7 protein-coding genes are annotated in these 14037 nt (G+C 69.5%); 4 read left to right on the plus strand and 3 right to left on the minus strand.

Translation table 11 applies throughout. The annotated features are described in order from the left end of the window. Positions 1-155: 155 nt before the first annotated feature. Both recB and recC read right to left on the minus strand, forming a co-directional pair. The gene (recB, locus tag BSE24067_RS31480; protein WP_151068266.1) at positions 156-3860 is read right to left on the minus strand and encodes an exodeoxyribonuclease V subunit beta; all 3705 of its coding nucleotides are present in this window, start codon (positions 3858-3860) and stop codon (positions 156-158) included. After that, positions 3857-7195, minus strand: a complete 3339-nt coding sequence (recC, locus tag BSE24067_RS31485; RefSeq protein ID WP_151068265.1) for an exodeoxyribonuclease V subunit gamma — start codon at positions 7193-7195, stop codon at positions 3857-3859. The genes recB and recC overlap by 4 nt, the downstream gene beginning before the upstream one ends. A gap of 181 nt (positions 7196-7376) precedes the next feature. Between recC and BSE24067_RS31490 the strand changes: the two genes are divergently transcribed. After that, positions 7377-9668: an FUSC family protein gene (locus BSE24067_RS31490; RefSeq protein WP_151068264.1), complete on the plus strand. Its 2292-nt coding sequence runs from the start codon at positions 7377-7379 to the stop codon at positions 9666-9668. 357 nt (positions 9669-10025) lie between these two features. After that, positions 10026-11393: an amino acid permease gene (locus BSE24067_RS31495; protein WP_151068263.1), complete on the plus strand. Its 1368-nt coding sequence runs from the start codon at positions 10026-10028 to the stop codon at positions 11391-11393. Between the two features lie 291 nt (positions 11394-11684). On the opposite strand, the gene BSE24067_RS31500 is transcribed toward BSE24067_RS31495, so the two are convergent. Continuing rightward, positions 11685-11852, minus strand: a complete 168-nt coding sequence (locus BSE24067_RS31500) for a hypothetical protein (protein WP_151068262.1) — start codon at positions 11850-11852, stop codon at positions 11685-11687. Between the two features lie 240 nt (positions 11853-12092). Here BSE24067_RS31500 and BSE24067_RS31505 point away from each other — a divergent pair, with 240 nt between their 5' ends. Both BSE24067_RS31505 and BSE24067_RS31510 read left to right on the plus strand, forming a co-directional pair. Next, positions 12093-13136 (plus strand): Fe(3+) ABC transporter substrate-binding protein, encoded by a 1044-nt coding sequence (locus BSE24067_RS31505; protein ID WP_151068261.1) that lies wholly within the window; start codon positions 12093-12095, stop codon positions 13134-13136. Continuing rightward, positions 13126-14037, plus strand: a 912-nt coding sequence (locus tag BSE24067_RS31510) for an ABC transporter permease (RefSeq protein WP_174904980.1), incomplete at its 3' end; no start/stop codon positions are given. The genes BSE24067_RS31505 and BSE24067_RS31510, both read left to right, overlap by 11 nt.

Below are 14037 nucleotides of genomic sequence, written 5' to 3' on the forward strand. Positions count from 1 at the left end.
CGCCCAGCGCGCGGCCGCGGCCGGCGCACCCGCGCGGCGCGACAGGTCGCCGATGCGGCGCGCGAATCCTTCCGCGAGCGCAATGCCAAAATCCGCAGGCTCGGGCAGGCGCGCGACGAGGCCGCCGGTGAATTCGAGTGTGTCGTCGGGCGCGTTCATGCGCGGCCCCCTTCCATCATCCGGTCGAGCGCATCGACGAGTTCGCGCGCGGGCCGCCGCGCATGCACGCCGGCCGGCTCGCCGCCGCTGCGCCAGTCGGGCCGCACACCGCGCACGAATAGGTACAGATAGCCGGCGATGTGCGTGTCGTACTCGTAGCCGGGCAACCGCCCGCGCAGATAGCGATGCAGCGCGACCGTATAGAGCAGCGCCTGCAGGTGATACGCGTGATCGGCCATCGCGACGTCGAGCGCGCGCGGGCCGTACGCATCGGGCGTATTGCCGAGGTGGTTCGACTTCCAGTCGACGATCCAGAACCGGCCGTCGTGTTCGACGATCATGTCGATGAAACCCTTGATGAAACCGGCGAGCATTCCCGCCTCCAGCGCAACGTCCGGATAGCCGTGCGCGACCAGCAGCCTGCGTAGCGCGCCCAGGTCGAGCGACGGCGCCGGGAACAGGAATCCCATTTCGTCGAGCCGCTTCGCTGGATCGAGATCCGCAAGCCGCATACCCGGCACGAGCTCCGTGCGCACGACGTCGCCGACGAGCCGCGCCATCATCGCCGGCAGACGCACGGCCAGTTCGGGCTCCGCCTCGACGGGCCGGTCATGCAGCGCACCGAGCGCCGCCTGATGCCACGAATCGGGCTCCGTGAACCGGCTGAGCTCGAACAGGCGGTGCAGGCACTCGCCGGCAGCCGCGCCGCGCGGGAACGCGAGGATGTCGTCGTCGGGCGGCTCGGCCGCGACCGTGTCGGCCACGGCGAACGCGCCGTCGGGCGTCACCGCGGCCAGCGCATCGTGATCGGGGCGCAATTCGTCGTCCGGCACGGTCGCGACGCCTGCCTCCTCGCGTGCCATCGACGCGGTCAGCGAACTGAAGCTCGCCATCCGCCACGCATCGCGCAGCACGCGCGTCGCATGGCGCGCCGCGAGCGTCTGCGATCCATCGTGACCGGCCGGGAGCCGCTCGCGGCGCACCGGCACGGGCAACGGCGCGACGCTCACGGGACCGGCCGCCAGTGCTTGCCACGCCGCGTCGAGCGCCGTTTCGTCGGGCGGCTCGCCGAGCCACGCATCGAACGACTGGCCGCTGCCGGCCACGAGCCAGTTCAGCACGCTGCGCCGCGCCTCGCGGGTCGAGCGCGACGACAGATAAGGCCCGGCGACGAGATAGCATCGATAGACGGCGCGCGTGAGCGCCACGTAGACGAGCCGCGCGCGCTCCGCCGCCTGCTCGCGCAGCGCCTGAAGCGCCGCATGCTCCGCTGCCTCGTCGTCGCAGCCGTAATGCAGCACCGCATCGCCTGCATCGTCGTGATATTCGCGTGCGTCGGGCAACCCCGACGCCGGCGGCTCGCGCAGCGCGCCGTCGTTCAGGAACGGGCAGAACACGACCGCGTATTCGAGGCCCTTCGACTTGTGCACGGTCACGATCTGAACGAGGTTGCGATCGGATTCGAGACGCAGTTGCGCCTCCTCGCCGCCGCCGTCGAGCCGCTGCGCGGCGAGCCAGCGCAGCGTCGGCGCGATGCCCGGTTGCGCGGACGCGCGCGCCTGCGTCAGTTCGGCCAGGTGATTGACGTCGGTCACGCGACGCTCGCCGTCGGCGCCCGCCATCAGCCGCTCGGCGATCCGCAGCTCGCGCGTGAACGTGCGCCACATCACCGCGAAACCCCGTTCGCGCCACAGCAGCCGATAGCGCGAGAAGCGCTCGACCCAGCTCATCGCATCGGCACTGTCGGCCGCTTCGCGCGACGCGTCGCCGTCGCCCTGCTCCATGCGCCACAGCGCACCCGCGTCGAGGCCGAACCAGTCGGCCGCGAGCGCTGCACGCAGCCGCCGCAAGTCGCCCGGCGCGTCGATCGCCGCCAGCACGCGCTCGAGCTGCTCGGCGTCGCCGGTCGAAAACACCGATGCCTGCGCGAGTTCGACGCTGCCGATCCCCCACGTGGCGAGCACGCGCTTCACGAGGCTGCCTTGCCGGTGGGTCTGCACCAGTACCGCGATGTCGCCCGGCGACAGCGGCGTGTCGCCGAGCCGCGCATGCCCTTCTCGCGCGCCGCGCATCAGCCGCGCGATCTCGGCCGCGCAGGCCTGCGCGGCCTGCGCCTGCGCGTCGCGCTTGAGCAGCGTGCCGTCGCCGCCCGGCAGCGTCCAGATGCGGAAATCGCCGGCCGGCGCCGGATCGGTCTCGTCGACGAACGGAGGGCGCACACGCGTGCCGGCCCGCACCGCGTAGTAGTCGAGCCCGTCGAGCACGAACGCGCGCGGGTTCGACAGGAAGAAGCGGTTGCACGCATCGACGATCGCCGGCGTCGAGCGCTGGTTGACGGCGAGCGTGTAGCACGCGCTCGCGCTTGCGCGCGCGGCGAGATACGTGTGCAGATCCGCCGCACGGAAACTGTAGATCGCCTGCTTCGGGTCGCCGACGAGAAAGAGCGGCCCGCCCGGCGCAAAGATCCGGTTGAAGATCGCGAACTGCAGCGGATCGGTATCCTGGAATTCGTCGATCAACGCGGCCGGATAGCGTGCGCGCAGCGTGTCGGCGAGCCACGGATGCGCATGCAGCGCGCGATACAGGTTCGCGAGCAGGTCGTCGAACGACACGACGCGACGCGTGCGCTTGCGCTCGGCCAGCTCGGCCGGTGCCGTGTCGAGCCAGTCGGCGATCAGCGCGAGCCAGCGCGCGCGCTGCGCGGCCTCGGCTGCGGCCACCGCCGCTTCGAGCGCATCGGCCACGTCGAAGAACGCGTGTTCAGGCGTTGCGCCGCCCTTCTTCGTCGCTTTCACGAGCGCGGTGCGCGTGAGCTTGAGCGCGGCCTTCGGCAGCGCGGCCGCCGCATTGCCCTGCGCGAAATGCGCGGACCACGCGGCAAGCGCGTCCGCAACCGCGTCCGGCTTGTGCGAGCGCTGGTTGAGCACGGGCTGTGCGGTACGCAGCAGCGCGTCGATCGCGTCGCGCTCGTCCGCCCATATCCGCGCAGCCTGCGCAAAACATTCGGCGGCCGCGGCCTCCGCGGAATCGTCCGGCTCGACGACGCCGTCCCAGCGCAGCGCGGCGAGCGGCTTCTTCAGCCGCCGCGCGAGGTGCGCGTCGAGCGCGGCCGGGCCCGCCCCCGACTCCACGAGCCACGTCGCGAAGCCGGGCCAGCGGGCGGCCATCGGTTCGACGCGCGTGCGCCAGAAGTCGGCCGCGAGTTCGAAGCGCAGCGCCGCGTCGTCCGCCTGCATGTCGAACGCGAACGGCATCGCGGCCGCGAACGGCGCTTCCTGCAAAGCACGCTGGCAAAACGCGTGGATCGTGTGGATCGCCGCCTGGTCGAATGCGCGCAGCGCGCGCCGGATCCGCTTCGCCGCGGTCTCGGGATCGAGCGCACCCGCTTCGCCGAGCGTCGTCTCGAGCAGCCGCGCGACGAACAAATCGCCGCCGTCGTCGCCGGTATCGAGCGCATGCGCGAGCTGCGCGAGCCGCCCGCGGATCCGTTCATGCAATTCCGCAGTCGCCGCCTTCGTGAAGGTGACGACGAGGATTTCGTCCGCGCCGAGATCCTTTTCAAGCAGCAGGCGCACGTAGAGTGCACAGATGTTCCACGTCTTGCCCGTACCGGCCGACGCCTCGATCTGGTTGACGCCGTCGAGCGGGCACGCGAACACGTCGAGTTCGAGCGCCGCCTGCGGCTGCGGTGCGGCGCTCATGCAACCTCCTTCAGGTGTGCCAGCATCGGCTCGAACACGAGCCGCGCGAGCGTGCCGAACGGCTCGTCGAGCGACGGATGCGCACCGCGCCATGCGATCGCGATGGCCGGATCGTCGGCTTCGCTTGCCACGCGTTCGTTGATCCACACGGTCGCGGCCTTGGCGTCGCCGTCGGACACGCGTGCCCATGCGCTGCGCGGAAAGAACCGCAGCGGCATGCGCCGCCCCGCACGGAACAGCGCGGCCAACGGCGCGAGGTGCTCGAGCGGCGCCGCGACCGGCGTGAGTTCGAACGCGCCGCCGCTGCCGAACCACAACGTGCGGCGCGGGCCGCCGGGCTCCACCGCGCAGTAGACGAGGTGCGCGAGCCACGCGGACAGATAGTCGCGCGCACTCGGCCGTGCATAGCGATAAATGATCTGGCCGGCCTGCGTCAGCCGGTTCAGCGTGCCGTGCAGTTCGAGCGGCGCACTCGTCGCATCGACGGCGAGCATCGCGTCATCGGCGCCGAACAGCGCCTGGTCGGTGTCGGGCCATGCGGGTGCAATCGCAAGCGTGAACGGCCGCCGCTCCGTTCCATCGGCCAGCGCGCGGCGCACGTTCGACGCCAGTTGCGCCATCGAGCCGAGCGCCTGATCTCGCCAGACCGCGCCCGTCGCGCCGCCCGGCAGTTCCGGGCTGGCGTCCGCGATGCGCAACGCATGGTCGTGCGCGCCGCCTTCGTCCGCTTCGATCAAAAGCGGCAGCACGCGCTCGGCGAGCGCATCGCTACCCGCGAAGTCGAGCGCGAACGGCTCGGTGTCGAGCAGTTCGGCCTGCGCGTCGGACAGCACGATGCCGAGCCGCGCGCGCAGCAGCGCGCGGGCCGGATGCCGCCAGAAACGCTCGAATTCGCCGAACGCGACGGGTTCGACCGGCTCGGCTGGCAACGGCTGCGCAAAGAACGGCTGCTCGCGCGGCGCGTCGCGCGCGGCTTCGGCCGCCAGCAGCGATGCGAGCGTCGCGCGCTCGGCGTCGTACGACACCAGTTCGCTGCCGGGCCGAAAATACTCGGCCGCGAACGGCTGCAGCGGATGCTCGACGATGAACGCGCGGCGCGCGGCGTCGACCGCATCGGGCGCGGCATCCGCGCCCGCCGTGACGATCGCGAGATGGTCGAGCAGTTCGTCGACGAGCGCCGCCGGCGGCAGCGGCGCGTTGTCGCGAATGCTGCGTCCCGTGTACGCGATCAGCAGCCGGTCGCGCGCGGCGAGCAGCAGGTCGAGGAACAGGTTGCGCTCGTCGTCGCGGCGCTGCCGGTCGCCGAGCTTCGGCAGTACGGCCATCAGGTCGAATTCGTCGGCGCGCGCGAGACTGGGCAGCACGCCGTCGTCCATCCCGAGCAGGCACACGACGCGGTACGGCAGCCCGCGCAGGCTCGTCAGCGACGAGAACGTGACGCCGCCCCATGGCACCCCGCCGCGCGCCGGATCGTCGAGCGCGGCCGCCAGCCCCGCCCGCACGACGGCCGCGGGCAATGTTTCGTCCAGCGCGCCTTCGGTCATCGCGGCCAGCATCGCGTCGAGCGCGTCACGCACGCCCGCGAGCGCATCGGCGTATGCGGCGCCGGAGTCGAAGAACCGCGCGAGCGTGTCGGCGAACAGCTCGCTCCATGCGCGCGGCGTGTGCGCGTCGGCAAGCCGCCGCGCGAAGCCGTCGAGATCGTCGGTGAAGCGCGCGAGCCGGCCGAGCAGTTCGGCTTCGCTCCCGGTGGCCGCCTCGATCGGCAGCCACGCGCCGACCGGTGCCGCGCCTTCGGGCATCGCATAGCCGAGGAACAGTCGCGCGAGCGCATCGGAAAACGTATGGCGCGGCGCGGGCACCGCCGCATCGTCGTTCGCGGCCGGCGACAGCCCGCGCCGCGCGCCGGCCGCCGCGAGCCAGGTCTGCACCGTTTCCAGCGCGGCCGCGTCGATGCCGTAGCGCGCGGCCACCGCGTCGACGCGCAGCCATTCGACCAGCTCCGGCGCGCCGACCTGCCGCTCCGGCAACGCGAGCCATTCGAGCAGCACGCGCGCGACCGGGTTCGCCTGCGACGGCGGCAGCCCGGTGATCCGGTAAGGCACGCGCGCGCCGCCGGTGCCCGCCGTACCGAATACCGCATCGATCAGCGGCCCGGCCGCCGCGAGATCCGCGACGGCCACCAGCACGTCGGACGGCTGCAGTGTCGCGTCGGCATCGAACCACGCGAGCAGGCGGTCGTGCAGTACCTCGAGCTGGCGCGCGAGGCTGTGGCACACGTGCACCTCGATTCCGCGCTCGGCCGGCGCGTCGCCGAGCTCGGCCTCCGGCTGCAGGTCGAGGATCGCGTTCTGCACGCGCGCGAGCCACGTCGGCGCCGGATTCGCGACGAACCGCGACGCATCGCTCGACGCCGCGCTTTCGGTCAGTTCGTGCAGCATGTGCAGTTGCGCCTGCGTCTGCCGCCCCCACTCCGCGAGCAGCGGATGGCCGACTTCCTGATAGTCCAGCCGGCCGGCCGCGTCGAGCGCTTCCGCATGCGCGGCCGTGACGATGTCGAACCAGAACTCGCGGCACGGGTTCAGCGCATAAACGCGCACGTCGATCCAGCGCGACAGCTCGCGCAGCAGCGCGACGTGCAGCGGCGGCATCGTCGGCAGTGCGAATACGCTAACCGATTCCGGCCACTCCGCGCGCGCGACGGTTTCGGGATCGAGGTGGCGCGCTTCCACGAGGAAGCGGTGCGCGGGCGGCGCGCCGCTGTCGCTCAGTTCCGCGAGCAGTGCACGCCACAGCGCGGCCTGCCACTGCTCGTCGTCACGCGCGGCGTCGCCGATCCCGCGCGGCGCGGCGTCGCCTGCGAGCACCGATTCGCCGGCCTGCCACGCGGCCAGCCATTCGGGCCGATAGGTCAGGTAATGATCGAGCACGGCGGCAACGCGCTGCGCGAGTTCGTAGCGCATCGCGTCGTCGGACGCGGACAGATACGCGGCGAGCCGCGGCGACGCGAGCCAAGGGGCGCCGCCCGCGGCCCGCGCGAACAGCCGGTAGCAGCGCCACACGAGGCGATCGGGCGCGAACGGCGAGCGCGCAGGCACCGTCAGCACGCGGCCGATCTGCGCCCACAGCCATTGCGCGAGATACGTGAACTCGACGTTCGCGCACACGCCGTGGCGCGCGGCGATGTCGAGCTCGAGACGGCGGCGCAGCGCCGCGCTCGGCACGATCACCTGTTGCGGCGCCCACGGCCCGTTGCGGGCCGGAAACGCGGCAAGGTCGTCGAGCAGCGCGTCGGCGAGCGTTTCGTGACGGTTCGAATAGAAGAGATGGAGCATGAAGCGGGTATCTGGGCGTCGCGCCGGCCGGGCCGCACGAACGGGAGCACCAAGGATAGCAAAAGGATCGCCGCGACGAACCTCGTCCGAAAGGCCAGGTTTTGCGGACCGCGAAATACGATAGACTCGTCGCCAGTCAATACGCCGCCCCGGGCGTCTTCGTCTGTCATTCAGCCCATCGATGCGCTATTCGGTCGAAATCAGAAAGTTTTTTTACAGTCAGTATTTTTTCGGCGGCCTGCGGATCGCGGTCGGCGTGTCGCTGCCGGCCGTGCTGTGCCTGATCGTGTTTCACAACCGGGAGCTTGGCTTCACGATCTCGACGGGCGCGCTCGGCGCGTGCGTCGTCGACATGCCGGGCCCGCTGAAGTACAAGCACAACGAAATGCTCGCGTGCAGCGTGATCGGTTTCCTTGCCGCGCTCGCCACCGGCCTCGCGACGCCGAACATCTTCGCGCTGTGGCTGACGATCGTGCCGCTCACGTTCGTGCTGTCGCTGATCGTCGTCTACGGCAACCGCTGGCCGCAAATCAGCTTCGCGACGCTGTTCATGATGGTGATGACGCTCGAGGAGACGTTCACGCCGCTGCAGGCGTTCGTCAACGCCGGGTGGATTCTCGCGGGCGGCCTCTGGTACACGTACTGGGCAACGCTCGTATCGCAATGGCAGGCGCGCCGGATCGAGCAGCAGGCGCTCGCCGAGAGCCTGTTCGCGTGCGCCGACTATCTGCTCGCGCGCGCACAGTTCTACGATCTCGACGCCGATCTCGACGAGTGCTACCGGAATCTGGTCGCCAAGCAGATCACCGCGGTCGAAACGCAGGAAACCGCGCGCGACATCGTGTTGCGCAACCTGCCGAAGCTGCGCCGCGGCAAGCTCGACCCCGGCCGCACGACGATGTACAACCTGTTCATCAACAGCGTCGACCTGCACGAGCTGTTCGTCGGCGCGCACACCGACTACCCGCTCGTGCGCAACACGTTCGGCGGCTCGGACCTGATCATTTTCTATCGCGACCTGATCCGCAAGGCGGCCGCCGATCTCGAGGAAATCGGCCTCGCGGTGCTCGAGAACCGCGCGCCGCATTCGCGCATCAGCGTGAAGGCCGAACTGCGCGCGATCGAGTACGAGATCGAACTGATGCGCAAGAAGAACTTCCCGGCGAGCAATGCGGAAGCGTATGCGGCGGTGCTCGCGACGTTCCGGCGCATCTGGAGCGCGACGCGCCTGATCGACCGGATGCGCCGCAACCTGTCGGGCCATGCCGATCCGCAGCAGACGGAACTGAAGATCGACAAGGCGCTCATGCGCTTCCTGCAGCGGCGCCGGATGTCCCCGCTGTTGATCTTCTCGAACCTGAACATGCGCTCGCCGAGCTTTCGCCATGCGCTGCGCGTGACGATCGCGGTCGCGGTCGGCTTCTGGCTCGGCCGGCTGCTGCCGCTCACGAACGCGTACTGGATCGTGATGACGACCATCATCATCCTGAAGCCCGGCTATTCGCTCACCAAGCAGCGCAACGCGCAGCGGATCATCGGCACGCTGATCGGGTGCGCGGCGAGCATCGCGCTGATCTACACGGTGAAGGAGCCGCACGTGCTGATCGCGATCATGTTCGGGTCGATGGTGATGAGCTACAGCCTGCTGCTGTTCAACTACGCGGCGAGCGTCGTGTTCACGTCGTCGTACGTGCTGCTGATGTTCCACCTGCTCGCGCCGGGCAGCATGCGCATCATCGGCGAGCGCGCGATCGACACGGTCGTCGGCTGCATGATCGCGATCGCGGCGAGCCGGCTGTTCCCGTACTGGGAATACCGGCTGATGGGCAAGCTGGTCACCGACATGCTGACGTCGACGCGCAAGTATTTCGAGGCCGTGTGGCGCGCCGGGCGCGGTGCGTCGCCGCCGCCCGTGCCGGTTGCCGACGGCGCGGCCGTCGTGCCCGTCGTCGCCGCGGCGATCGAAACGCCGGCCGGAACGCTCGATGACGATTATCGCTACCGTCTCGCGCGCAAGGACGTGCATATCGCGTTCGCGAACCTCGGCCAGGCGTTCCAGCGGATGATGATCGAGCCGAAGGCGCACCAGCGCTTCGTGCCGGAGTTGAACGATCTGCTCGTGCAGACGCACGTGCTCGGCGCGCAGATCACCGCGGCCGCGCCGTTGATCCGCAGCGCGTGCGCGGCGGACGAGCATCTCGCGCACGACGATGCGCTGCACCGCGCGCTGTCCGCCGTGCTCGAGAATCTCGAGAAGGCGGAAGCCGGCGAGCCGCCACCGGCCGACCAGCTCGACGCGACGAAGCAGCTCACGCGCGACCTCGACGCAATGGTCGTGTCCGCGGAAAAATCCGACGCGGTGGGCGCGGACCTCACGCACGACCTGAAGGTGCTCGCGCACCAGTGCAAGCAGATGCTCGCGTCGTCGCTGCTGATCCGCAAGGACGCCAGCGTGATCCGGCTGCCTGCATGAACGCGTGACGTCATGCCATCGCCGGCCGCCCGCGCGGGCCGGCCGGCGGCACCCTGCCGTCCCGGCCACACCGTACCCAAGGCATGACCCATCACCGCATGCGGGCCGGCCCGCGGCGCTCCCGCCGTTCCCGCAACACCCGCCCCCGAAGCATGATCCACCCGCCGCCCGCGGCCGGCACGCACACCGCGCTGCCCCACGCCCGATTCCTCCGCTTGCACCACTCAGGGAATACCCGATTCCGGTCACATGGCCTGGCTTGTTATCATCCGTTCACGCTCAAGTTGTATAGACAACTAGGGTCAACAGGACCGGCCCCGCTCGCCCGGTCCGTCGCATAACGATATCGGAGACTCGATGAAAAACTTGCAGCGCCACTTGAGCGCGCGGCACATCCGCTTTCTCGCGCTGGGCTCGGCCATCGGCACCGGCCTGTTCTACGGCTCGGCGTCGGCGATCCAGCTCGCGGGCCCCGCGGTGATCCTGGCTTACATCCTCGGCGGCGCGGCCGTCTACATGGTGATGCGCGCACTCGGCGAAATGGCCGTGCGCGAACCGGTCGCCGGATCGTTCGGCCATTACGCGACCGAAAATCTCGGCCCGTTCGCCGGTTTCGTCACCGGCTGGACGTACACGCTGGAAATGGTGATCGTCGCGATCGCCGACATCACCGCGTTCGGCATCTACATGGGCTTCTGGTTTCCGGACGTGCCGCAGTGGATCTGGGTACTCGGGGTCGTCGCGGTGATCTGCGGGCTGAACCTGTGCCACGTGAAGGTGTTCGGCGAGCTCGAGTTCTGGCTGTCGATCATCAAGGTCGGCGCGATCGTCGCGATGATCGGCGGCGGCGTCGCGATCCTGCTGACCGGCATGCATTTCGGCCATTCGGCCGACGTGCCGACGTTCGCCAACCTGTGGAACCATGGAGGCTTCTTCCCGAACGGGATCGGCGGGCTCATCGCGTCGCTGTCGGTCGTGATCTTCGCGTACGGCGGCATCGAGGTGATCGGGATGAGCGCCGGCGAGGCGAAGGATCCGGAACGCGTGATTCCGCGCGCGATCAACGCGGTGCCCGCGCGCATCCTGCTGTTCTACGTGCTGACGATGGTCGTGCTGATGTCGATCAGCCCGTGGACCGGCGTCGGCAGCGACGGCAGCCCGTTCGTGCAGATTTTCTCGGCGCTCGGCGTGAAGTCGGCCGCGACGATCCTGAATCTCGTCGTGATCAGCGCGGCGATTTCGGCGATCAACAGCGACATCTTCGGCGCGGGCCGGATGATGTTCGGGATGGCGCGGCAAGGCCAGGCGCCGCGTGTGCTGATGTCGACGTCGCGCCACGGCGTGCCATGGGTCACGGTGCTCGTGATGGCCGGCGCGCTGCTCGTCGGCGTGCTGCTGAACTACCTGATGCCGAAGGACGTGTTCCTGGTGGTCGCCGCGATCGCGACGTTCGCGACCGTGTGGGTGTGGCTGATGATCCTGCTGTCGCAGGTCGCGATGCGCCGGCGCCTGTCGCGCGCGGAAGTCGCGGCGCTGAAGTTCAAGGTGCCGCTGTGGCCGGTCGCGCCCGCGCTGACGATCGCGTTCATGGGGTTCGTGATCGTGATGCTCGGCTGGTTCGAGGACACGCGCGTGGCGCTCTACGTCGGCGCGGCATGGCTCGCGCTGCTGGCGGTGGTGTTCTACGCCCGGATCCGCCCGAAGTTCGCGGCCGCGTCACGTTGACGCACGGCTGAGTCTCCACGCGGTGCGCCGGCTTCGGCGCCCGCGCTTCTCGCGCTTCTCGCGCTTCTCGCGCTTCTCGCGCTTCTCGCGTTTTTCGCGTTTTTCGCGTTTTTCGCGTTTTTCGCGTTTTTCGCGTTTTTCGCGCTTTTCGCGCTTTTCGCGCTTGTCGCATCTCCCGCGGCGTCACACGACGCATCGCGTCGCCCGCCGCGGCTGCCGCCCCGCTCCTTAGTGCGCATCGCCGCCGGCCCGCCCCGAGCCGCCCAGCCATCGCACACCGTCACGAAGGCGTCAGTGCGACGCGGCGCTCGCGCTCGCGGCCTCGGCCGGATGCGCGTCGTCGTACGCGCGCTTCTGCGAGATCGCGTTGTACAGGATCGTACCGATCACGAGCAGCACGGCCACGACGATCAGGATGCTCACGTTGCGGACAGGGTTCTTCTTGCGCTGATCGTTCATGGCCGGTGCGGCTCCGTCGAATTCGTTGAAGCGGGCATTCTACGCGTTTGTACCCGCACCGCACGGTGCCGTTGCGTTCGCCAGCGCCACCTTTCTGGTAACTTTCCAATTCTTTCATTTGATAATCATTCCCATTTCGATCTAGAATCCGAAGTCTTTCGTTTTGTAATGTTTCGGGTCGCTCGGGCGGCAGGCACGCCCCGGAACGCTTCTTCGTCCGCCTGCCTCACCGGAGTCTCCATGTCGAATCCGCGCATCCGCCTGCTGCCGCTCGCCGGCGCCCTCGCCATTGCCGCCGCCGCATTCGCGCCGCTTGCCCAGGCGGCCGAGGAAGTGAGCCTGTACACCACCCGCGAACCGAAGCTGATCCAGCCGCTGATCGACGCGTTCACGAAGCAAAGCGGCGTCAAGGTCAACACGGTCTTCGTGAAGGACGGCCTGCTCGAGCGCGTGAAGGCCGAAGGCGCGCAGTCGCCGGCCGACGTGCTGATGACGGTCGACATCGGCAACCTGCTCGACCTCGTCGACGGCGGGCTCGCGCAGCCGGTGCGCTCCACGGTGCTCGACGACGCGATTCCCGCGAACCTGCGCGGCGCGCAGGGCGACTGGTATGCGCTGTCGCTGCGCGATCGCGTGCTGTACGTCGAGAAGGACCTGAAGGTCGACGCATTCCGCTACGAGGATCTGGCGGACCCGAAATGGAAGGGCAAGGTCTGCATCCGCTCGGGCCAGCATCCGTACAACACGGCGCTCGTCGCCGCGATGATCGCGCACGACGGCGAAGCCGCGACGGAGAAGTGGCTGCGCGGCGTGAAGGCGAACCTCGCGCGCAAGGCGACGGGCGGCGACCGCGACGTCGCGCGCGACATTCTCGGCGGCATCTGCGACATCGGTCTCGCGAACGCGTACTACGTCGGCCACATGAAGAACGCGGAAGCCGGCACCGATGCGCGCAAATGGGGCGATGCGATCAAGGTCGTACGCCCGACGTTCGCGAACGCGAAGAGCGGCGGCACGCACGTGAACATCAGCGGCGCGACGGTCGCGAAGCACGCGCCGCACAAGGCCAACGCGGTGAAGCTGCTCGAGTATCTGGTGTCGCCGGAAGCGCAGGCGCTGTATGCGCAGGCGAACTACGAATATCCGGTGCGCGCGAACGTGAAGCTCGATCCGGTGATCGCGAGCTTCGGCCCGCTGAAGATCGACCCGCTGCCGCTCGCCGACATCGCGAAACATCGCAAGGCGGCCAGCCAGCTCGTCGACAAGGTCGGCTTTGACAACTGATGCACCTTTGGCCCGCGCGCGCCGCCAGCCGTTCCGGTTGCGCGCGGGCAGCGTCTGGCTGGGCGCGGCCGTCGCGATTGCCGCGGCGGTCGCGGCGCCGCTCGCGGTGCTGGTCGCCGCCGCGTTCGACGCCGATCTCGCGCACTGGGCGCATCTCGCCGAATTCGTGCTGCCGCAGGCGCTCGTCAATACGCTGCTGCTGCTCGCGGGCGTCGGCGCGATCGTCACGGTGATCGGCACGGGCTGCGCGTGGCTCGTCACCGCTTACGACTTTCCCGGCCGCCGGATGCTGACCTGGGCGCTGCTGCTGCCGCTCGCGGTGCCCACCTATATCGTCGCGTTCGCGTATCTCGACCTGCTCCACCCGATCGGCCCCGTGCAGGGCGCGATCCGCTGGCTGCTCGGCTTCGACGGCCCGCGCCAGTTCCGCCTGCCCGACCTGCGCTCGCTGCCCGGCGCGATCTTCGTGCTCGGCTTCGTGCTGTATCCGTACGTGTACCTGAGCACGCGCGCGATGTTCGTCACGCAGTCCGCGAGCCTGCTCGAAGCCGCGCGCACGCTCGGCGCGGCGCGCATCGCGACGTTCTGGCGCGTCGTCGTGCCGCTCGCGCGGCCCGCGATTGCAGTCGGCGTGAGCCTTGCGCTGCTCGAAACGCTGAACGACATCGGCGCATCCGAATTCCTCGGCGTGCAGACGCTGACGGTATCGGTCTACACCACATGGATCACCCGCTCCGATCTCGCCGGCGCCGCGCAGATCGCGCTCGCGATGCTTGCGATCGTCGTCGGCATGATCGCGCTCGAACGCTACGGGCGCCGCCGCCAGCGCTACGCGCACGGCCGGCGCATGCGGCCGATCGCGCCGCGCACGCTGACCGGCGCGGCCGCGTGGTGCGCCGCC

This window comes from Burkholderia latens, from assembly GCF_902499045.1.
Classification (GTDB): domain Bacteria; phylum Pseudomonadota; class Gammaproteobacteria; order Burkholderiales; family Burkholderiaceae; genus Burkholderia; species Burkholderia latens.

Bases quoted from the DNA above. Each gene is read 5' to 3' on its own strand.
- recB (WP_151068266.1), bottom strand. From the start codon at position 3,860: ATGAGCGCCGCACCGCAGCCGCAGGCGGCGCTCGAACTCGACGTGTTC.
- recC (WP_151068265.1), bottom strand. From the start codon at position 7,195: ATGCTCCATCTCTTCTATTCGAACCGTCACGAAACGCTCGCCGACGCG.
- BSE24067_RS31490 (WP_151068264.1), top strand. From the start codon at position 7,377: ATGCGCTATTCGGTCGAAATCAGAAAGTTTTTTTACAGTCAGTATTTT.
- BSE24067_RS31495 (WP_151068263.1), top strand. From the start codon at position 10,026: ATGAAAAACTTGCAGCGCCACTTGAGCGCGCGGCACATCCGCTTTCTC.
- BSE24067_RS31500 (WP_151068262.1), bottom strand. From the start codon at position 11,852: ATGAACGATCAGCGCAAGAAGAACCCTGTCCGCAACGTGAGCATCCTG.
- BSE24067_RS31505 (WP_151068261.1), top strand. From the start codon at position 12,093: ATGTCGAATCCGCGCATCCGCCTGCTGCCGCTCGCCGGCGCCCTCGCC.